Origin of the sequence: Flavobacterium foetidum (assembly GCF_004634245.1) — a bacterium.
GTDB lineage: Bacteria > Bacteroidota > Bacteroidia > Flavobacteriales > Flavobacteriaceae > Flavobacterium > Flavobacterium foetidum.
Genome location: NZ_SJTF01000007.1, coordinates 225,533 through 248,950, shown reverse-complemented (window position 1 = coordinate 248,950; position 23,418 = coordinate 225,533). Strand labels below are relative to the sequence as shown.

Genomic DNA, 23,418 nt, shown 5'->3' with positions numbered 1-23,418 from the left:
ATGATTAAGAAATTAATAAGTGGCGCTGTTTTGTCCCTATTTTTGACCACAAACGGACAAGCGCAATCAGTGCAAAATACTGATAAACAAATAGTAAAAGTCGATTTTGACTTTTTTCAAAGAAGATTAGAAGAAGTTCATGACCCAAGTTACGATTCGTGGGTTATCAATGAAAATAAAGAAGACCAGAAAACCTTCAATGGAGTAACTTTTAAATTAAAAGGAAACTTTACTTCAAAGTGGTATAAAGTCGGTATGAGTGCTCCTTATTACAATAGATTAGGGAGCGACGGTTTGGTTACTGCTGAGGATTTAGAATTGAAAATCAGTGGTTTAAAAGAAGGAAAACACACACTTTTGACTTTTCATAACGCTTTTGATGTGATTACAGGAAAAACTTTTTCTCCAATCAAAATCTTTGTAAACGGGAAATTGCAGCAAACGGTAAATGCTAGTCAGCGAGCCAATGCAAAAGTAGATGCAGCAATGGCTTACATTAATTTTAATGCTGAAAAAGGAAAAGATGCGGTGATTCGCTTTGAAATTGATTCAGCTACAAACCCTGATATTGTAAAACAGATTGTTATTAATGGTTTTGAACTCGATACGCCAAACTTGATGAATCAAGCCCGCTCTCCAGAACCAAAAAATAGAGACGAACATGTCGAAGTGACTAAAAATGTGCTTTTAAAATGGGATGCTCCAAAAAATGTAGTGGGTCATAAAGTTTATTTTGGTACAGATAAAAATGCGGTAGAAAGAGCAACAGAATCTTCAAAAGAATTTAAAGGAAAACAGACCGATAAAAGCTTTGCCGTTTCTGACTTATACAGCGGTTCAACGTATTACTGGAGAGTGGATGAAGTGGATAATAATGGAGAAGTGACTTTAGGAAACGTTTGGTCGTTTAAACCTGCTCAATTGGCGTTTCCAGGCGCTGAAGGTTACGGACGTTATGCCGTTGGAGGTCGTGGCGGAAAAGTAATTGAAGTTACGAATTTAAATGATGACGGACCAGGAAGTTTGCGTGATGCAATAAATCAGGAAATTGGACCTAGAACGATTGTTTTTAATGTTTCGGGAAATATTAAGCTGGCTTCAAGATTGGTTGTAAATCAGCCTTATATTACCATCGCAGGGCAGACCGCTCCCGGAGAGGGAATTACAATCAGCAGAGCGCCAATTGGATTGACTGGCAATGATGGCGTGATTCGATTTTTGAAAGTAAGAATTGGAGGCGGAACTACTTTTGACGGAATGGGCTTAACGGGTGCAGATTATAGTATTATTGACCATTGTTCGATAAGCTGGACGATTGACGAATCGTTTAGTTCACGTGGCGCGCATCATATTACGCTGCAACGAACTTTAATTTCAGAAGCTTTAAATGTTGCGGGACATGATAAATACGAAGCAGGAAAAATGCACGGTTACGCCGCGACAATCGGAGGAGATATTGGAAGTTTTCATCACAATTTATTGGCTCATAATTATGGAAGAAACTGGAGTATTGGCGGTGGTCTAAGCGGAGACGGATTTTATACCGGTAGATTGGATATTACTAATAATGTGGTTTACAACTGGGGAAAAAGAACAACTGACGGTGGTGCAAACGAGGTAAATTTTGTCAATAATTATTATAAGCCGGGGGCTTCAACTGGAATTTTTGTAGCGTTAAATGCACAGCACGAAGGTGTTGGAAAAGGAATGCAACGTTATTATTTTGATGGAAATGTTATGCCGGGTTATTTTGATGAGAAATCTCAGGATAAAGGAAGAAAATCGACTGTAACAAATAGAGAAAAAGTAGAATATGAAACTTTCGTAGACAAGCCGTTTTTCCCTTCTTATGTGAATACGCAATCGGCTAAAGGAGCTTATAAAAACGTACTTTCAGATGTTGGAGCAAATCAGCCGTTTTTTGACAAACATGATAATCGAATTATTAATGAAACTTTAAAGGGAACTTTCACTTATAAAGGAAGCAAAAGCGGTTTAGGCGGCATGATTGATAACGAACAAGATGCAGGAGGATGGCCAAACTTTGTTTCAGAAACTCGTCCTTCTGATTGGGATACCGACCATGACGGATTACCAAACTGGTGGGAAAAAGCTTTCGGTTTAAATGAAAATTCACCGGCCGGAGATTTTTCAGATGCCAATTCAGATGTTGATAAAGACGGATTTACGCAATTGGATAATTATTTAGATTGGTTGGCGCAGCCTCATTTTTTTATCAATTTAAAAGATAAAAAAGTTTTAAACGTAGCAGATTATTTCAAAGGTTTTGAAAACAAACCAGTTTATACTTTCTCTGAGGTAAAAAACGGAAAAGCGAGTTTAAACGGAAAAGAAATTCAATTCACAGCTTCAGATAAAGGTTTTGCATCATTTGTAATAACCGTAAAAGATGCAGACGGGGATTCTATGAGCAGAACTATTAATTTCTTTATTAAGTAAAAAGTATTAAACCATATAAGTGATATATAAGATAGTATAAGTTTGACTTAAATCTGTATTGCTAAAGTTTAAAAAGTTTAGTTTAAATGAACTTATATTTCTTATATGGTTCAAAATTATAAAAGAATGAAAAAAATATTAAATGTTTCCTTAAGCTTATTTTTTGTTAGTACTGGCGTGTTTGCGCAAAACAGAGGCTTGGTAGCGAATTCACAAAGTCCGTATTCTAAGCTCCAAAGTGTTGGACTTCAAGACGTAAAATGGACTAACGGATTCTGGAAAGAGCAATTCGATGTAGAAACAAAAAACACCCTGCCATACATGTGGGATTTGTATCATAGCGAAACTTCTCATGCGTATAAAAACTTCGAAATTGCGGCCGGATTGGATAAAGGAACTTTCAAAGGTCCCTCTTTTCATGATGGTGATTTCTACAAGATTTTTGAAGGAATGGCGGCAACTTATGCCGTTACAAAAGATAAAAAACTCGATGCTGAAATGGATAAGGCTATTGCGCTTTTCGCAAAGGTACAGCGCAAAGACGGTTATATTCACACTCCGGTTTTAATCGATGAACGCTGGGGGACTTTAGGCCCAGAAGAAGTAAAAAAACAATTGGGTTTCGAGAAATACAATATGGGACATTTAATGACTGCAGCCTGCATTCATTATCGTGCCACAGGAAAAACAAATTTCTTAAACATTGCCAAAGGTGTTGCCGATTTCTTGTATGATTTCTACAAAAAAGCTTCGCCAGAATTGGCTAGAAATGCGATTTGTCCGTCACATTATATGGGAATTGTCGAAATGTACAGAACGGTAAAAGACCCGAAATATTTAGAATTGGCTAATAATCTTATCGATATTAGAGGTACTACTAATGATGGAACGGATGACAATCAAGACAGAGTTCCGTTTAGACAGCAGACAACAGCCATGGGTCACGCTGTAAGAGCAAACTACTTGTACGCGGGAGTTGCCGATTTATATGCTGAAACAGGAGAGAAGAAATTACTAGACAATTTAGAATCGATTTGGGATGATGTAACGTATCGAAAAATGTATATTACAGGAGGATGTGGCTCGTTGTATGATGGAGTTTCGCCAGACGGAACTTCTTACGACCCAACGGTAGTGCAAAAAATTCATCAAGCGTACGGTAGACCTTTCCAATTGCCAAATGCGACGGCTCATACAGAGACTTGCGCTAATATTGGAAATGTGCTGTGGAACTGGAGAATGCTTCAAATTACGGGAGATGCAAAATATGCTGATATCGTGGAATTAGCACTTTACAACAGCGTACTTTCGGGGATGAATCTAGAAGGAGATAAATTCTTATATAACAATCCGTTGAATGTTTCCAACGATTTGCCTTTTCATCAAAGATGGGGAAATGTGCGTGAAGGATATATTGCCTTATCAAACTGTTGTGCGCCAAACGTAACGAGAACAGTTGCCGAAGTCGGAAATTATGCTTACAATCTTTCAAAAGAAGGTTTGTACGTTAATTTATACGGAAGCAATAATTTGAATACAAAAACGCTGAGTGGAGAAACTTTGGAAATTGAACAGCAGACGAATTATCCTTGGGATGGAAAGGTAACTTTGAAAATCATTAAGGCTCCAAAAGACTTACAGGCTTTCTTTTTAAGAATTCCAGGCTGGAGCCAGAATGCGCAAGTTTCGGTTAATAATTCTAAAATTTTAGATAAAATCGTTTCAGGAACTTATTTGAAGTTAAATCAAAAATGGAAAAAAGGAGATGTTATTGAATTGAATCTACCAATGCCAGTTGAATTGATGGAAGCCAATCCGTTAGTTGAAGAAGTAAAAAATCAAGTTGCCGTTAAAAGAGGTCCTTTGGTGTATTGTTTAGAATCTGATCAGCTTCCGGCCAATACAAGTGTAAACGATGTGATTTTAAACCTAAATTCTGATTTTAAAACTGATTTTACGGAATTGAAAAACAGAAAATTAGTTACCATCGAAGCGACTTCAAAAGTTGCCTCGGATAATTCTTGGAACAAGACACTTTATAAACCAATTTCAACAAAAGACGGAAAATCATTAACCGTAAAATTGATTCCGTATTTTGCTTGGGGAAATAAAGGACAAGGAGAAATGACGGTTTGGATGTCGCATTGAATCTTGGACGCCGATGAAACGGATTTACTTCGTAAAAACGCGAATTAAAACGGATTTTTTTAATTTTCTTGAAATGCGATCATCTTTATCAAACTTTTAAACTTTGACAAAGATTTTTTGCAATAACCACAAAAACATAACGAATAAATTAATTGTACACATGAAATATATTCTAACGCTATTTTTACTATCAACACTTTCTCTTTCAGCCCAAACGCTAGATAACAAATTAGCATTAACGGTTGCTCAAGACGGTTCTGGCGATTTTAAAACGATTCAAGAAGCGATAAATAATGTGAAAGACAATTCAGAAAAGAGAGTTGTAATTAGTATAAAACCAGGAAAATATATTGAAAAATTAGAAATTCCAGTGTCAAAACCTTTCATTACTTTAAAAGGAGCTGATAGAAATAAAACCATAATTTCATTTGACGATTACTCTGGAAAACCGCTTAGAGAGCCAGATTCGTCAGGGAAAAAGGCATTTGGAACAGGAACTTCATATTCTTTTTTAATTCTAGGAAATGATACTACGCTCGAAAATCTAACTGTCGAAAATACGGCTGGAAGAGTAGGGCAGGCAGTAGCACTTCATATTAAAGGTGACAGAGTTGTTGTAAAGAATTGTAATCTTTTAGCAAATCAGGATACGCTTTATTTATCAGAAGGAAATACTCGTATCTATTTTGAAAACTGTCTCATCAACGGAACAACCGATTTTATTTTTGGAGCTGCTACGGCTTATTTCTATAAATGTACGATCGAAAGCTTGGTAAATTCTTACATCACAGCAGCTTCAACTCCTCAAGGGCAGGCTTATGGTTTTGTTTTTGTGGATTGTAAACTTACGGCAAAAGACAAATCGGTAGATAAAGTGTTTTTGGGAAGACCTTGGAGACCTTATGCTCAAACCGTTTTCATCAATACAGATTTAGGTTCGCATATTATTCCAGAAGGTTGGAATGCTTGGATAGATACTCGATTTCCTGACAAAGATAAAACGGCTTATTACGCAGAATATGGAAGCAAAGGTAATAGTGCCAAAAATACTTCGCAACGTGCATCATGGTCGCACCAATTGAAAAAAGAGGATGTCAAAAAATACGATCGCGATTTAGTACTAAGCGGATGGAATCCGAACAAATAAAATCGTTACACATTCACAGTTTTATGTTTAGTGCTCAGTTTTGCTGAGCACTTTGCTTTTAGGCCAATAGTAACAACAATTTTGTTGTAAGAATAGTTTCATCAATTTTGAAGCAGTACGCATCCTGCTTCCTGATAAAGATGAGCCCGCCTAAATTAAAATTAAAGGAATAGAAAATGTGGGGCATTATGTTTGCTGTGAGTGAACAGATTGTAGTGTTTTTATATGAGTGTCCTGCTTCTTGGACGTTCTATTTATTTTAAAACAATAAAATTCTTACTATTTTGGCGGGTGACATTTTTAAAACGTATTGTTTATAGGCAGATTGGTCAGAATTTACGTTTGAAAAATATTTTTTTTCAAAAAAAATTTGCTAAAAATTAACACTTGAAAACATCGCATTTTATAAGTTTTTTAATATAAATGGTAGAGTAAAAACAGCTTTTACGAAAACGTTTTCTAGGTTTTGAGCGAAATCTTAAGATACTAAATGTCAGTATGACTACTAGCATCTGTTGAAAAAATATTACATAATGTTTGTTTTTGATGAATTTTTCATGAAATTTATGCTAAAACGGCTTGCTAAATTTTGTTTTACTCAAAGAAATCATCTCTTTTTTTCGGATAGGTATATTTTTTCAATCCAATTTTTATTAATATTGTTTTTTTTGACTGCTTTTAATGAAATAAAACAATTAAAACAGGATAGAGCAGGACGGTTGTAATATACCATCATCCTATTTTTGGATTACTAAAAATAAATGTGTTTTTGACATTTAATTAAAAGATTTAAAATTTAATTAATTTTTTGTTTTTTGAAAAAGGCGCATTAACATGACTAACTAACAAATTTATAAACTAACCAAAAAAGACATTTATGAAACAAGCATTTATTAAAAGATGTAGCTTTCTTTTGTTTGCGATGATGACTGTGCTGAGTTATGCTCAAAACTCAAGTAATCAAGTTACTGTTACAGGAACTATTACCGACAATTTAGGCGGACTGTTACCGGGAGTTAACGTAACTGAAAAATCTACTAAAAATTCAGTCACAACAGATTACAATGGAAAATACCAGATTAAGGTAAAAAGTGGAGGAACTTTGGTTTTTTCGTTCATTGGAATGAAAAAACAAGAAATCCCTCTTAATAATCGTACTATGGTTAATGTGAAAATGGAAGACGATTTTAATCAATTAGAAAACATTGTTGTAGTTGGTTATGGTTCTCAGAAGAAAAAAGAACTTACAGGTGCAATCGCCACTATTAAGGCAGACGATTTAATGGATTTGCCAGTAACCAATTTATCTGATGCACTGAAAGGATTAGTTCCAGGTCTTAATGTTACTAGTGGGACTGGTCGTCCTGGTGAGGCAGGAAGTATTCAAATTCGTCAAACTTTTAGTTTGTCTAAAGATGGGGGGTTTGATATTCCATTGATTATTATTGATGACATGATACAGGTAGATCCAACAAATGGAAAACCTACATTGGAACAGTTTAATAGATTAGATCCTTCAGAGATTGAAAGTATGACTGTTTTAAAAGATGGTTCTGCAGCAATTTACGGTTCTCGTGCTTCACAAGGTGCGATTGTGGTAAAAACTAAACGTGGTAAAACTGGTAAGGCAAAATTTACATACAATAGTCAGTTTGCAATAAATGATGCTGTTAGTCACAGTAAAGTTTTAGATGCTTATGAATTTGGAGTATTCAGTAACCGATTTTTTGCTTCAAGAGTAGTTCCGCCAGCTGTACTTGATCCAGCTACAATATACTCGGCTTCAGAATTGGAACAAATGAAAAGTTTAAACTACAATTGGCTTGATGAAGCTTGGAAACCAGCTATTCAGCAAAAACACTCTTTCAATGTGAGCGGAGGTAGTGAAGATGTTACGTATTTTGCTGGTGCAACATATCTGACACAAGATGCTAATTTAGGATATCAAAAATTTGATAAATGGAATTTCCGTACAGGTATCAATGCAAAAATTGCTAAGAATTTAGATTTTTCTGCTTCTATCTCTGGAAATGTAGGTGTGATTGATAAAACATTTACAAAAGCATCAGCAAACATAAGTGATGGAAGTTATGCTTCTAATACTGGTGGAGAACAAGCAGATTATGGATTTTTATTGCACATGCCACAACATGTTCCATGGCAGGTTACCTTAAATGATGGAAATCAGTACTATGTGTCTCCATTTCCTAATTCAAATAAAAACTTTGGAAGTGCAAATGCCAACAATAATATTGCGGGTTGGAACTATTTTGCTAACTTGAACAACGGGTCTCACCAAATTACCAATGACAATACATTCAATGTTAATACATCATTAAATTATAAGCTTGCTGCAGTTAAAGGATTATCTTTCAAAGTAAGTTATTCAAGAAATCAAAGTTCAGCTTATACGGAGCAAATTCAATTACCATATGATTTAGTTAGAATTAGAGATTACCAGCTTCAAGATAGACACTTAGCAAGTGCTGCTAATCCTAGTTTTTATAATGCAACAACAAATCCTACCGGTAGTTATATCCTGGAAACCAATGTAAGAAATTCAAGAGTTTACTATAATAATACCGATAGTAAAAGTAGCCAAGGTGATTTTATGATTAATTATGATAGAACATTTGGAGATCACCAAATAGGTGCTATGGTAGGTGGAGAAGCTTCAGAAACATATAATACGTTTACTCGTTTAGCTTATGAGAATACAGGAAAAGATTACTTAGGAGATTATCGTACGGCGGGTACTTTGAGTACTTCTAATAGCCAAGCAACTAAAGTTGAAGGAGGAACATTATCTTATTTTGGACGTTTAAATTATAGCTTTAAACAAAAGTATTTGTTTCAGTTTATTCTTCGTAGTGATGCTTCGACAAAATTTGCACCAGAACATTATTGGGGAACTTTTCCATCTGCTCAAGTGGGTTGGGTAATGTCTAAGGAAAATTGGTTTGAAAAAGGATTGCCTTGGGTTGATTTCTTTAAAGTTCGTTACTCGATTGGTAAAACAGGTAAAGATAATATCAATCCGTGGAGATGGGAACAATATTATGATCTTATTGTGGATAAAGGGTTTCAGTTCGGTCCTGGTACACCTACTAGTGGAGGTGGATATAATGGAAATGGTTTAACACCTAGAGTGAATCCAAATAGAAATGTAACATGGGATACTACGATAAAAAATAACTTAGGATTTGATATTACTTTGTTGAAAAACAGATTAAGCTTAACTTATGATTATTACTATGATAAAAATAAACAAATGTTAACAGATATGAGCAGTGCTGTAGGTGTGCCAATTTCTGTTGGTGGAGCATATGCTGAACAAAATTATGGTCAGATTGATGCATGGGGGCATGAAATTAGTATTACTTGGAACGATAAAATAAAAAGTAATATGAGTTATAATGTTGGAGTTAACTTTAGTTATGGTGATAATGAAATTAAAAAATACCCTGATCAAGGAAATGTTGTCCCATCTAATAATAATAAAAGAGTAGGGTACTCAACATTTAATCCAGTATGGGGATTTGCAGTTTGGAAAGGAACATCTACGGGAGATGGTATCTTGCGTACAGATGAAGATATTGCAAATTACTGGGCTTATTTGACAGAACGTGCGACTGCAGTTGGAGGTGTGCCTAGATACTTAGATATCAATTCGATATCAGGAATGAGAAAAGGATCTTTAGCTTATCAAGACGTTGCTGGTCAGCTTAACCCTGACGGTACTTTAGCGCCTGCAGACGGACAAATCATGAAAGATAATGATTATGTGAAATTAGCCAATAGTAATAGAACTTATAATATAATTACTAATTTAGGTTTTAAAATTGATGCATTTTCATTAAGAACTCAAATCTCAACTTCTTGGGGAGGAGCTACTTTTATAGATAGAGTAAATCAAGGTACATCATCTGCACACAATATGTGGTCTCGTGAAAGTTTTTGGAGAGATATGTATTCTGAGGATAATCCGATGGGTAAATACCCAAGTGTAGGACAATGGTCATATATGTCTACTGATTCAGATTTCTGGCAGGTAAGTACTTTCCGTTGTTTTGTTAGAAACTTAAGTCTTAATTATGATATCCCTAAGAAAGTATTTGCAGACACAAAAATTTCTGCTATAACGTTAGGGGTAACAGGTAATAATCTTTGGGATTTATATAATCCTTATCCAGATCATTATAGAAATATGTATGATAACTCTTCTATGAATTATCCTACACTTAGAACTTGGTCGCTTAATTTTAACGTATCATTCTAATCAAAATCAAAAAGAAATTATGAAAACACCATTGAAATATATAACACTATCACTATTACTTGCTGCAGGTGCTGCTTCTTGTAGTGATGATTTTCTAAAAGAGAAGAAAGGTTATGGCTTTTATGATGATACGTTCTACCAAACTCAGGAGCGTGCACAAGCTTATGTTGACAATCAATACTATGATTTTTATAACGCATATAAATCACCAACTTCGACAGTTATTGGGTCTTATACAGATGCCAATTCTAGGCTGACAGAAGAATTAGGGGGGACACAGGATTTTATTAATCCAAATAAAACCCTTATAAATTCACAAGATGCAAGTGGTTATTATGGTGCAAAATTAACAACCAGTATTAATAATCATCCTTATAATAGAATTAGGGAATGTAACGCTTTCCTAGAAGATATTGACGTAAAAGGTTCAAATCTAGACAAAACATTTCGCGATCAGGCAAAAGGACAAATGTACTACATGCGTGCGATGCAATATTTTGATTTAATGCGTGTGTATGGAGGAGTTCCTATTGTAACTACAGTTCAGAACGCAGCAGCTGATGATCCTTCAATTCAACTTCCTAGAGCAAAAGTATCTGAAGTTGTAGCGCAGATTGTGAAAGATTTAGACATGGCAGCAAGTTTATTACCTCCAAACTGGGGAGCGGCTGCTTATGGACGTTTTACTAAAGGAGCTGCCATGGCTCAAAAATCTAGAGTTTTATTGACATTTGCCAGTCCATTATTTAACAAAAACTGGGACAGTTCAAATGAGCGTTGGGAAGCTGCTTTGAAAGCTGGATTAGAAGCAGAAGCTCAATTGACAGCTGATGGTTATGGATTATATGGAAGCACTGCAAAACAATGGGAACAAATGTTTTTGATAGATAATGCTTTTTGTTCAGAAGCAATCACAGTACAACTTTGTGGAACTGGTAATCTCTCTCAAGCAATCAATAATTCATGGGAAAGAGGAATTCGCTTATTAAGTTTAGGTGGAACAGGAGGAGGAGTTGCTGCTCCTAAAGAAATGATTGATTTATTTCCAATGGCAGATGGTAGCAGACCAACTGCGGCAAATGGTTACAATGATTTTACTTTTTTCGTTAATAGAGATCCTAGGTTTTACAGAACATTTGCTTTTTCAGGTTCTAAATGGGGTTCAAAAGAAACTCCTAATTCAGTTCTTTGGGCTTACCGTTGGGTAGATGGTACTAATAAAGCTGGTTTTTCAGATGGAAATACCGCTATTTCTAGTCCTGCTTTTGTTAGAAAAATGACTAATATTAACGCTAGTAAAGAAACTAATTTCCAATATTCAGGAACTGATATCTTTGAGTATCGTTATGCTGAATTATTATTAAATATTGCAGAATGTTACGCAGCTTTAGGTCAGACAAACAATACTTTAGCTTATTTAGGAAGAATTAGAAACCGCGTTGGCATTCCTTCTGCAAACAATTATGGTATTGGTACATTAGCAGATAAATATAAAGCTATTGAAGCTGTTTTATATGAACGTAGAGTAGAATTAGCTTACGAAGGAAAACGTTTTTGGGATGTGCAAAGATGGATGTTATATGATAATGAAGTTTTACCTGGGGTTACAGGAGGTACTGTAAGTAAATTAGGTTTAACTCCAATTAACGGAACAAAACGTACTGGTAACTTCCTACAATACAGAGTTGCAACAACATCTGCAACGACAGATCCTTTGGCAGCTGCACGTGCAAGTATAGTAGCTGATCCTGATGCAGCAAATTTCAATGCTCAGTTAGCAACTTTAGCAACATTTTATAACACAAACTTTATTCGTACACCTTTGCTTGTACCTATGGATAACTTTAGTGGTGTAGCTGTTAATATTAAATTCAATCCGAATTACTACATTAATGGTTTGAACACAACTGCCTTAACAGCTAATCCATGGTTGTTACAGACAATAGGCTGGAATGATAATTTTGGTGGAGCAGGAACGTTTAATTATCAAGAATAACTTTATTCATATAAAAAGAATTAATATATAACTTTTCACCTGTATTTGTAAAAAGATACAGGTGATTTGTTTAAAAAGAATTACCAAACAGTTTAGTATTAAAATGAAAAATTCCGCATTATTTATCGCATCATCTCTGCTTTTTTTAGGAAGTGCAAAATGTTTTGCTCAGTATCCAAAAATTAGTCCAGAAGTTCAGGCGCAAGAAAAGGCAATTAAAGAAGAAGCTCAAAGGCTTTCTGATGAGGCTTGGGCAAAAGCTTTAGTTGTAATTGAAGAAGAAGCAAAACATGGAAAACCATATATTCCGTGGGCAGCCAGACCAACCGATTTACCTCAGGCAGAAATTCCTGCTTTCCCTGGTGCTGAAGGTGGGGGAATGTACACATTTGGAGGCCGTGGTGGAAAAGTGTATACTGTAACAAGCCTAGAAGATCGTGGACCTGGAACTTTGCGTGAAGCTTGCGAGCAAGGAGGAGCGAGAATAGTGGTATTTAATGTTGCCGGAATTATCAGATTGAAAAGTCCGTTGATTATTCGTGCACCTTACATTACAATTGCTGGACAAACAGCTCCTGGTGATGGTATTTGTATTGCAGGAGAATCAACTTGGATTGACACGCATGATGTGATTATTAGACACGTACGTTTCCGTCGTGGAGAAACTTTCGTAGGACGTCGTGATGATGCTATTGGAGGAAATCCTGTTGGAAATATTATGATTGACCACGTTTCTGCAACTTGGGGATTAGACGAAAATATGTCAATTTACAGACATATGTACAATCCGGGACCGGGTTATCCAGATATTAAAGTCGGAACAGTAAACATTACAATTCAAAACAGTTTATTCGGAGAAGCTTTAGATACTTACAATCATGCTTTTGGAAGTACTCTTGGTGGGGAAAACTGCTCTTTTATGAGAAATATGTGGGCTAACAATGCAGGAAGAAACCCTTCTATTGGTTGGAACGGAATTTTCAACTTCGTAAACAACGTAGTTTTCAACTGGTACAACAGATCTACAGATGGTGGAGATTATACAGCTAACTACAACATCATCAACAACTTCTACAAACCAGGTCCTGTAACCGATTTGACACAACCTATCAGCTATAGAATTTTAAAACCAGAATCAGGAAGAAGTAAATTACCTTATATGGTTTTTGGTAGAGCGTATGTAAACGGAAACGTTGTTAATGGAAACGAAAAAGTGACTAAAGACAACTGGGACGGAGGTATTCAATTAGAAAATAAAAAAGGTGAATTAATGACTTACGATGAGGCAAAAGAATATTTTGCTAAAATGAAAAGCGACAAGCCTTTCCCAATGCCATGGTTCAACAAATTCATGACGGCTGAAGAATCTTATGAATTCGTTCTTAAAAATGTTGGAGCTACTCTTCCAATCAGAGATAAAGTGGATGAAAGAATCGTAAGAACAGTAAAAACGGGAGTTCCGGAATATGCAAAAGGACTAGAAAAAAAGACTTTCTACCAATTTGAACATAGACGTTTACCGATGGATTCTTATAAAAAAGGAATTATTACAGACATTTCTCAAGTTGGAGGATATCCTGAGTATAAAGGAAAACCTTACCTAGATACAGACAAAGACGGTATGCCGGATGCATGGGAGAAAAAATACGGTTTAAACCCTAATGATCCATCTGATGCACAAGGAGATTTAAATGGAGACGGTTATACAAATATCGAAGATTACATCAATGGTGTAAATCCTGCGATAAAAGTAGACTGGAAAGATTTGGCTAATAATAAAGAAACATTAGTTAGACCTTTATTAGATTTAAAATAGGAATAATTTTTGAAGGCATTCTTGTTTCTTAGTAAACAGGAATGTTTTCAAATATAAAAAATAAAAATCATGGCACTAAATAAAATAAACGCAGGCTTATTATCGCTGGTTTTTGCATTTTCAACTTTAAATGCGCAACAACATTTAGATCCTGAATATGTAAAAGTTACCAACGAAAGAGCGGCAAAAATCGTTACCAAATTAGATTTGAAAAACGAGGCGAAAGAAAAAGCGGTTTCAAATATTATTGCACAGCAGTTTAGAGATTTAAGCGAAATTCACGATGGAAGAGATGCTGCAATCAAAAAGGTAAAAGAAGATACTTCTTTAGTTAAAGAAAAACAAAACGAAGAGATTGATAAACTGAAAGCAAAAGCAGATAAATCTATTGCAAAATTGCATAAATCTTACCTTAAAAAACTAGGTAAAGAATTATCTGAAGACAAGATTACTGAAGTTAAAGACGGAATGACTTACGGTGTACTTCCAATTACTGTTGCAGGTTACAACGATATGCTTCCAAACTTAACGGCAGAACAGAAAGAATACATTTACAATGCTTTAGTAGAGGCGAGGGAACATGCAATGGATGGTGGAACTTCTAAAGAAAAACACGGCTGGTTTGGCAAGTATAAAGGAAGAATCAACAACTATTTATCAAAGCAAGGTTACGACTTAAACAAAGAAAGTAAAGACTGGCACGAGCGAGTAGAACAAAGAGAGAAAGCTAAAAAAGCAGACCAATAAATAGTCCTTAGTCCCTAGTGATTAGTCTTTAAAGATAAGTTGTTTTAGACTTAAAATGATTAAGTACTAATTACTAAAAACCAGGGGCAAACACAAAAAAGCTAAGGACTAGGCACTAACTACTAACAACTAAACTAATGCAAAATATTTTTCCAAACCACAATTTAAAGAGAACATTAATAGCCTTGTCATTTTGTTCGCTTATGTCATCGGCGTATGCCCAATATCCTGTAATTCCAAAAGATGTTCAAGCAAAAGCAGACGCTATTTTAGCTGATGAAGAAAAAAGATTGAGCGAAATCTGGAATGCAAATTATCACATTATAAAAGAAGAAGCGAAACAAGGAAAACCATATTTGCCTTGGGCTTCTTATCCAAAAGATTTTGTTTTTGCTAATATTCCTGCTTTTCCCGGTGCTGAAGGTGGAGGAGCCTACACACAAGGCGGACGTGGAGGAAAAATATTTGTGGTTACTAGTTTAGAAGACAGCGGAAAAGGAACTTTCCGTGAAGCTTGCGAAGCGGTTGGAGCAAGAACGATTGTTTTTAATGTTTCGGGAATCATTCAGCTGAAAAAAAGAATCAGCATGCGTGCACCTTACGTAACCATTGCAGGACAGACAGCTCCTGGTGACGGAATCTGTATTGCAGGTGAAACTTTAGAAATCGATACACATGACGTTATCATCAGACACATGCGTTTCAGACGTGGAGCAACCGAAGTAACCAGAAGAGACGATGCATTGGGCGGAAATCCAATGGGAAATATAATCGTTGACCACTGTTCAGTAAGCTGGGGACTTGACGAAAATATTTCTTTATACAGACATCAATTTGCAGCTAATGCAAAATCGAAACTGGAAAAATTGCCAGCTTGTAATATCACGATTCAAAACACTATTTCATCAGAAGGTTTAGATACGTACAATCATGCTTTCGGAAGTACAATCGGCGGATTAAATAGTACTTTTATGCGCAATTTATGGGCAGACAACATTTCAAGAAATGCTTCTATCGGAATGTATGGCGACTTTAATTTTGTGAATAACGTAGTATTTAATTGGTGGAATCGTACGCTTGACGGAGGTGATTATCGTTCGATGTTGAACATCATCAATAATTATTTTAAACCGGGGCCAATTACACCTGTAAATGAGCCAATTTCTCATAGAATCGTAAAACCTGAATCGGGTTATATTGAGCCAAAACAATATGGAAGAGCGTATGTTTCAGGAAACTTCATCGTGGGTTCGCCTGAAGTTACAGCAGATAACTGGAATGGTGGTGTACAGTTGGAAAATCTTCCAGAAGCTGAAACGGCAGCATTTTTAGCAGCAATCAAACAACCAAAACCTTTCTCAATGCCTCAATTCAAAATTATGGGGGCAGAAGAAGCTTACGAATTTGTTTTAGCCAATGTTGGAGCCACAATTCCGAAAAGAGATGCTGTAGATGAACGTGTTATCAAACAAGTTCGTACAGGAAAAATTGAAGTAAAAGACGGTTTAGAAAATTCAATCGGAAAAGAATTTATCAAAAGAAGATTACCAGCAGATTCTTATAAAAAAGGAATCATAACGCATCCAGACCAAGTTGGAGGATATCCGACTTACAAAGGGAAAGCGTATAAAGATTCGGATAACGACGGAATTCCAGATGCTTGGGAAAAGAAATATGGTCTAAATCCGAACGATGCTTCAGATGCCAATAAAGATTTGAACGGAGACGGTTATACTAATATTGAAAAGTATTTTAATAATATCGACCCAAATAGTAAAGTTGATTGGACTAAAATTGAAAATAATACGGATACTTTGGCTAAGTTAAAATCATTATTGCAATAGTTAAGTATTTTCGACGCAAACCTGACAGGCTTTAAAACCTGTCAGGTTTTAAATACACATACAATATCCATCATAGTTTGTCATTTCGACGAAGGAGAAATCACACGCGAAACTCGACAAAGATTGGCGATTTTCAGAGTAGAATTTCTAATGCGATTTCTCCTTCGTCGAAATGACAATATTGCGGAAAAAGACAATCTTAAAAATTATATGAGCTTATATTACTTATATGGTTTAATTTTAAAGTCTAAAAAAATAATAAGGTGAATTTTACCCATTTAAAAAATAGAATCTCCCTTCAAAAAGATAAAATTGTTTTGTCTAGTTTGATGTTACTTTTAAGTCTAAACATCACAGCCCAAAACAATTTCCCAGATATCATAAAAACCAAAGAAGGCAAACTTTCTTTTACAAAAGACAATCAAGGAAACCAAATTCCAGATTTTTCTTTTGCAGGATATAAAAACTCAGAAGTTGCAATTCCGAATCTGGAAAACAAGATTTTTGTTTCCCAACAAGAAGAAGATGCAACGCAGAAAATCCAAAACGCAATTGATTATGTAAGTTCTCTAAAACCAGATAAATCAGGTTTTCGTGGAGCTGTTTTGTTGGATAGAGGAATTTTCAAAATCAGTGGAACATTATACATCAGAAAATCTGGAGTTGTCTTAAGAGGAAGCGGCAATACCGAAAACGGAACCGTACTTTTAGGAACCGGATTGGAAAGAGAAGCTTTAATTAGAATTTTGGGTGAGAATGATAAAGTGTACAAAGATTCATTTGAATTTGCGAATGCTTATACGCCACTTGGAACTCAGAAAATCCAATTAAAAAATACTTCAAAATTAAAAGTTGGAGACGAAATCGAAATCACCAAACCTTTAACGGATAATTTCATTAAAGAAGTAAACATGCAGGATTTCGGTGGAGAAACTTCTTGGATTGGATGGAAAAAAGGAGATTGGACGACAACATGGAATCGTGTTGTAACCAAAATAAACGGAAACGAAGTAACCGTAAACGCTCCAATTACAATGTCTTTGGATGATGTTTTTGGCACTTCAAAATTAACGGTTTATTCATGGGCGGGAAGAATTGAACATATCGGAATTGAAAATATCTTATTAAAATCAACTTACAATCCTTCAAACTTAAAAGATGAAGAACACCGTTGGCAAGCAATAAGTATTGAAAACACAAGAAATGCCTGGGTAAAACAGGTTAATTTTAAACATTTTGCAGGCGGAGCGGTTACGATCTTAAAAACAAGTCAGCAAGTAACTGTTGAAGATTGTATTGCAACTGAACCAATTTCAGAAATCGCTTCATTTAGAAGACATACTTTTTATACAGAAGGTCAGCAAACACTTTTTCAACGTTGTTATTCAGAATTTGGATATCATGATTTCGCTGTAGGCGGATTCGGAACAACGGGTCCAAATGCGTTTGTTCAGTGCGAATCACATTTACCATTTGAAAACAGCGGCGCAATCGGAAGCTGGGCAACCGGAGTTTTATTTGATATTGCCAATATCGACGGAAAAGCATTAAGCTACAATAATAGAGAACAAGGCGGAAGAGGCGCAGGATGGACAGCAGCAAATTCTGTAATCTGGGAATCTTCGGCATCAAAAGTAGAATGTTATAGTCCGCCAACAGCGCAAAACTGGGCTTTTGGAGTTTGGGGACAATTTGGAGGAAACGGACATTGGAAAAACGTAAACGAACATATCAGTCCAAGAAGTTTATTCTATGCGCAGTTAGAAGCCAGATTAGGAAAACTTCCGGTTCAGCCTTTTATTTACGATTTAGGTTCTGAGCCTTCATCAAGTCCAACAATTGAAGTAGCACAGGAACTGACTAAAAATTCTGCAACAACAGCAAAAAGTTTACAGGAATGGATTGCAGAAGCTTCAAAAGCAAATCCGATAAACACAGACAGCAAAGGTTTAAAAAACGCAAATGATTTAAAAGTCGCTGCAAATAAAACTGAAAAATCGACTTCAAAAGTAACCACAGAAAATGGCTGGCTGACTTTTGAAGGAAAAGTAATTGCAGGTAAAGAAACGAATGTAGCTTGGTGGAGAGGCGATTTGACCGATGATTTCGTAAACAAATCAACACCGCATATTACACGTTTCGTTCCAGGAAGAACAGGAAACGGACTAACAGATAAAGTTCAGGAAACGGTAGATTATTTGACTAAAAATAATATCGTGGCTTTAGAGCATAATTACGGATTATGGTACGACCGCAGAATGGACGACCACGAACGTGTTCGTAGAGTCGATGACGATGTTTGGCCTCCGTTTTACGAACAGCCTTTTGCAAGAAGCGGAAAAGATTTTGCCTGGGACCATTTGAGCAAATATGATTTGACAAAATTCAACGATTGGTATTGGAACCGTTTAGCGCAGTTCGCAACATTGGCAGAACCAAATGGACAATTGTTAATCAATCAGCAATATTTTCAGCACAATATTTTAGAAGCAGGAGCGCATTGGGCAAGTTCACCTTGGCGTTCAGCAAATAATATCAACAGTACAGGATTTCCTGAGCCACCGCCTTATGCAGGAGACAAACGTATTTTCATGGCAGAGCAGTTTTATGATATAACGAATGCGCAAAGAAGAAAATTACACGAAGGTTTCATCAGAAAATCATTTGAGAATTTTCAGGAAAACAGCAACGTAATTCAGCTGACAAGTGCCGAATACACAGGTCCGCTTCATTTCATGGAATTTTGGTTGGACCAAGCCCAAAAATGGAAAGACGAAACAGGTAAAAAGGGCTTAATTGGTTTAAGTGCAACCAAAGACGTTCAGGATGCTATTTTAAATGATACTAAAAGAGTAAAAACAGTTGATGTAATCGATATTCGTTATTGGTATTACAAAGAAGACGGTTCTGCTTATGCACCACAGGGAGGCGTAAATTTAGCCCCAAGACAGCACGCCAGGAAATTAAAAACTGGAAAAGAGACCGACAATCAGGTATATCGCGCCGTTCGTGAATACAGAGAAAAATATCCTGAAAAAGTGATTTTATATTCAACAGACGGTTCTTCAAGATTCGGTTGGCCGGCTTTGATGGCAGGAGCCTCATTGGCAAACATTCCGAAAATTGAATTGCCTCAGTTTTATGCCGCTTTAAGCGAAATGAAATTAGTTGACGGAAATACGTTTTCAGACAATCTTTGGAAACTGGAAAATAAAGGAAAAAGCTATCTTTTCTATTTGAAAAACGACCAAGATATCACGATAGATTTATCAAATGAAAAAGGAACATTTGAAGTATTTGCAATCAATGCTTCAACAGGAAATATAACGAAAAAAGCAAACATTAGCGGAGGAAAACAAGTGATAATCCCTCAAGCTGAAATAAAAGAAAAAGTGCTTTTTGTAGTGAAAAAGTAAAAGATGGGTTTGCCACGAATTACACGAATTTGCACGAATTTAATTTTAAATTAAATCTGCTCAATCTGCAAAATCTGCGAGAGTAAATATCTTAAGCAGATTTAAAAATACAAGTAGAATAAAAATTTGTGAAAATTTGTGTAATTCGTGGCAACCATACCCAAAAAACATAAATTCAAAACAAAACAAAATGAATCTGAAAATTAAATCTTTATGCGCCCTTTGTATAAGCTTTGTGTTTACCTCACAAAGCGGATTTTCGCAATCTAAAAATTTGCCTCAAATCAAAGTATCTAAAAATCAGCATTATTTTGTGACCGAAAATGAAAAACCATTTTTCTGGCTGGGCGACACAGGCTGGCTGGCATTCGGTAAACTGGATAGAGCCGGAATTGAGAAATATTTCAAAGACAGAAAAGAAAAAGGATTCAATGTTGTTCAGGTTATGGTTTTGCATAACATCAATGCTGTAAACGTGTATGGCGCTTCTGCATTAATCAACGAAGACGTTTCGAAACCTTTGCTTACGGCAGGAAATGATTTCAAAGACCCAAAACAGTATGATTACTGGGACCACGTAGATTTTACTTTAGACGTAGCTCAGAAAAATGGAATTTACGTTGCCATGGTACCAGTTTGGGGAACCAACGTTTCAAAAGGAAATAAAGTTAGCAAAGAACAAGCAATAGTTTATGCTGATTTCTTGGCTAAAAGATATAAAAACAGAACCAATGTAATCTGGTTAAACGGTGGAGACACACACGGAAACGAATTTCAGGACATCTGGAATGCTATCGGAAATACTTTAAAAACTAATAATCCAAACCAATTAGTGACTTTTCACCCGTTTGGAAGAACCGATTCTTCAGAAAACTTTCACAATGCAAAATGGTTGGATTTCAATATGTTCCAGTCAGGACACAGAAGATACGACCAGGATTCGATAAAAACGAATTTCAAAGAAGACAACTATAAATTCGTTCTAAGAGATTTTGAATTAAAACCAACAAAACCTACACTTGACGGAGAACCATCTTACGAAGGAATTCCACACGGTTTGCACGACACTTTACAGCCAAAATGGACCGCAAGCGATGTTCGCCGTTACGGATATTGGTCGGTTTTATCAGGCGGAGCAGGTTACACGTATGGACACAATGCCGTAATGCAAATGTTCAGAAAAGGCGATAAACCAGCATACGGAAACAAAGAATTATGGACGTCAGCCATCAATGCGCCCGGTGCTAAACAAATGGTTTACATCAAGAAATTAATGGAAGAATTTCCATTTTTAGAAGGAACTCCAGATGTTTCTTTAGTGGTTAACCAAGGAGAAAAATACGATTATATTCCGGCCATAAGAGGAGAAAAATACGCTTTGTTATACACCTACAACGGAAGAATAATTGAAGTAAAACTAGGAAAAATAGCTGGTGACAAATTCGAAGCAACTTGGTACAATCCAAGAAACGGCAAGAAAACAAAAATCGGAATATTTGATAACAAAGAAGGAACTCGAAATTTTCAACCAGAAGGAAAACAAGAAGACGGCAATGACTGGGTTTTGATTTTGAAGTCAAAGTAACCACACAGTTTTGTCATTTCTGCAATGACAAAAAAATGCGAATAATAAAACTCTCGCAGATTTGGCAGATAAAGCAGATAAAATATCCTTTTAATCTGTGAAATCTGTGGCAGAAAAAAAATCTGCACAATCAGCAAAATCTGCGTGAGACCAAAAAAAACAAAATAACTATGAAAAACATACTAATTATACTCTGCTTCATCACCAGTTTAACAGCATTCGCAAACGACGGCTGGTACAACATCCTAAAAGAAGGCGGAAACAACAAAGGCCAAAAATGCACTCAAGCCATTCAGAATGCAATCGAAAAAGCATCTAAAAATGGCGGAGGAACCATCTATTTCCCGGCTGGAGAATACTTAACCGGAGCGTTAACACTGAAAAGCAACATCAACATTCATTTAGATTCAGGAGCGCTTTTGAAGTTCTCAGAGAATTTCGATGATTTTCTTCCTTATGTAGAAATGCGTTACGAAGGAATCGTAATGAAAAGTTTCCAGCCCTTATTTTACGCTAAAGATGTAGAAAACATCACCATTACAGGAAGAGGCGTAATCGACGGACAAGGAAAAGCGTGGTGGAATGAGGTATACCGAATCGAAACAGCCAAAGAACCTCTTCCTCCAACCAAATACCAAACCATGTGGGAAGAGCAAAACAAAGGTCTTTACACCGAACCGTATTACAAAAGAACAGTCGACAAGAAATTCTTCAGACCTTCTTTCTTTCAAGCTTACAATTGCAAAAACATTTTGATTGAAGGTGTTACGTTCAAAAATTCGCCTTTCTGGACAATCAATCCAGAATTTTGTGATAATGTAACCGTTACTGGAATTTCAATTTTCAATCCGCATTCACCCAATACAGACGGAATCAATCCTTCTTCTTGTACCAATGTTCACATTTCAAACTGCCATATCAGTGTTGGAGACGATTGTATCACAATCAAATCTGGAAGAGACGGAGACGGACGTACATATGGAAAAGCCACAGAAAATGTAACCATCACCAACTGCACCATGTTGAGTGGTCACGGCGGAGTGGTTATTGGAAGCGAAATGTCAGGTGGCATCAAAAAAATCACTATTTCCAACTGTGTTTTCGACGGAACAGACAGAGGAATCAGAATCAAATCGGCTCGCGGTAGAGGCGGCGTTGTAGAAGATATCCGTGTCGATAATATCGTCATGAAAAACATCAAAGAAGAAGCTTTCGTTTTAAGTCTTTTTTACGATAAAGGAACAAAAGTCGAGCCTGTAACCGAGAAAACCCCGATTTTCAGAAATATTCACATGAGCAATATCACCGCTTCAAACGTAAATAAAGCGGGGCAGATTTTAGGAATTACAGAAATGCCGATTCAAAATATCACTTTTTCTAACATCAACATTGATGGAAAAGAAGGTTTTACAGTAAGTACAGCGACAGATGTTGAATTTCACGATGTAAAAGTAAACGCAACGGTAGGTTCGTCTTTCAAAATATCCGATTCAAAAAATGTGATTTTAGACAACGTCGGTTCTTCAACAGCAATAAAAGGCGTACCGGTTATCAAATTAGATAATGTTTCGAATGCATTAATCAACAATAATTTTCCATTCAACTCAACCGACATTTTTATCGAAGCTGATGGAAAAGACACCAAAAATATTTTCCTGAAAAACAATGTGTTCAACAATGTAACAACAGCAATCAAAAAAGGAAAAGATTTAGATAAAAAAGCAATTGTAGAATAATTAGTTAGACGTATCCTACCAGGTTTTTAAAACCTGTTAGGTATTAATAATTAGAAGCAGAAACAATAGGCATTTTAGAAAACATCTTCCCGCTTTCCGTTACAATCTTTTGCGCCGAACCCCGGCACAAAAGGATTTCCACTGCAAACGAAGTTCACTGAACTCTGGTGAAAATAAAAGTGTAGTGAAGTAATCGGGGCTAAAGAGAAAGATTTAGTTTGTAATGCTGCAAGGTTTCCGAAAC

General features: G+C 36.0%; 11 protein-coding genes. All 11 read left to right on the top strand.

The window, feature by feature from the left end; genetic code table 11:
• Complete coding sequence (locus tag E0W73_RS11145) at positions 1-2,460, top strand: pectate lyase family protein (protein ID WP_135222154.1); 2,460 nt, start codon at positions 1-3, stop codon at positions 2,458-2,460.
• Between the two features lie 126 nt (positions 2,461-2,586).
• A complete protein-coding gene (locus tag E0W73_RS11140; RefSeq protein ID WP_135222153.1) occupies positions 2,587-4,608 on the top strand; it encodes an aceric acid hydrolase in 2,022 nt (673 codons plus the stop codon).
• Between the two features lie 160 nt (positions 4,609-4,768).
• Complete coding sequence (locus E0W73_RS11135) at positions 4,769-5,755, top strand: pectinesterase family protein (RefSeq protein ID WP_135222152.1); 987 nt, start codon at positions 4,769-4,771, stop codon at positions 5,753-5,755.
• Between the two features lie 877 nt (positions 5,756-6,632).
• Positions 6,633-10,034: a SusC/RagA family TonB-linked outer membrane protein gene (locus E0W73_RS11130; protein WP_135222151.1), complete on the top strand. Its 3,402-nt coding sequence runs from the start codon at positions 6,633-6,635 to the stop codon at positions 10,032-10,034.
• Between the two features lie 19 nt (positions 10,035-10,053).
• Complete coding sequence (locus E0W73_RS11125) at positions 10,054-12,030, top strand: RagB/SusD family nutrient uptake outer membrane protein (protein ID WP_135222150.1); 1,977 nt, start codon at positions 10,054-10,056, stop codon at positions 12,028-12,030.
• 103 nt (positions 12,031-12,133) lie between these two features.
• Positions 12,134-13,846: a polysaccharide lyase gene (locus E0W73_RS11120; protein ID WP_135222149.1), complete on the top strand. Its 1,713-nt coding sequence runs from the start codon at positions 12,134-12,136 to the stop codon at positions 13,844-13,846.
• A 69-nt stretch (positions 13,847-13,915) separates the two neighbouring features.
• Positions 13,916-14,593 carry a DUF3826 domain-containing protein gene (locus E0W73_RS11115; protein WP_135222148.1) on the top strand — a complete coding sequence of 226 codons (678 nt, stop codon included), beginning with the start codon at positions 13,916-13,918 and terminating at the stop codon, positions 14,591-14,593.
• Positions 14,594-14,730: 137 nt separating this feature from the next.
• Positions 14,731-16,437: a polysaccharide lyase gene (locus tag E0W73_RS11110; RefSeq protein WP_135222147.1), complete on the top strand. Its 1,707-nt coding sequence runs from the start codon at positions 14,731-14,733 to the stop codon at positions 16,435-16,437.
• A gap of 263 nt (positions 16,438-16,700) precedes the next feature.
• Complete coding sequence (locus E0W73_RS11105) at positions 16,701-19,853, top strand: DUF6298 domain-containing protein (RefSeq protein ID WP_244248473.1); 3,153 nt, start codon at positions 16,701-16,703, stop codon at positions 19,851-19,853.
• 190 nt (positions 19,854-20,043) lie between these two features.
• Positions 20,044-21,438, top strand: a complete 1,395-nt coding sequence (locus tag E0W73_RS11100; RefSeq protein ID WP_135222146.1) for a glycoside hydrolase family 140 protein — start codon at positions 20,044-20,046, stop codon at positions 21,436-21,438.
• 170 nt (positions 21,439-21,608) lie between these two features.
• On the top strand, positions 21,609-23,174 hold the full coding sequence (locus E0W73_RS11095) for a glycoside hydrolase family 28 protein (RefSeq protein ID WP_135222145.1): 1,566 nt from the start codon (positions 21,609-21,611) through the stop codon (positions 23,172-23,174).
• Positions 23,175-23,418: the final 244 nt, after the last annotated feature.

Bases quoted from the DNA above. Each gene is read 5' to 3' on its own strand.
- E0W73_RS11120 (WP_135222149.1), top strand. From the start codon at position 12,134: ATGAAAAATTCCGCATTATTTATCGCATCATCTCTGCTTTTTTTAGGA.
- E0W73_RS11145 (WP_135222154.1), top strand. From the start codon at position 1: ATGATTAAGAAATTAATAAGTGGCGCTGTTTTGTCCCTATTTTTGACC.
- E0W73_RS11125 (WP_135222150.1), top strand. From the start codon at position 10,054: ATGAAAACACCATTGAAATATATAACACTATCACTATTACTTGCTGCA.
- E0W73_RS11135 (WP_135222152.1), top strand. From the start codon at position 4,769: ATGAAATATATTCTAACGCTATTTTTACTATCAACACTTTCTCTTTCA.
- E0W73_RS11115 (WP_135222148.1), top strand. From the start codon at position 13,916: ATGGCACTAAATAAAATAAACGCAGGCTTATTATCGCTGGTTTTTGCA.
- E0W73_RS11095 (WP_135222145.1), top strand. From the start codon at position 21,609: ATGAAAAACATACTAATTATACTCTGCTTCATCACCAGTTTAACAGCA.
- E0W73_RS11140 (WP_135222153.1), top strand. From the start codon at position 2,587: ATGAAAAAAATATTAAATGTTTCCTTAAGCTTATTTTTTGTTAGTACT.
- E0W73_RS11130 (WP_135222151.1), top strand. From the start codon at position 6,633: ATGAAACAAGCATTTATTAAAAGATGTAGCTTTCTTTTGTTTGCGATG.
- E0W73_RS11110 (WP_135222147.1), top strand. From the start codon at position 14,731: ATGCAAAATATTTTTCCAAACCACAATTTAAAGAGAACATTAATAGCC.
- E0W73_RS11100 (WP_135222146.1), top strand. From the start codon at position 20,044: ATGAATCTGAAAATTAAATCTTTATGCGCCCTTTGTATAAGCTTTGTG.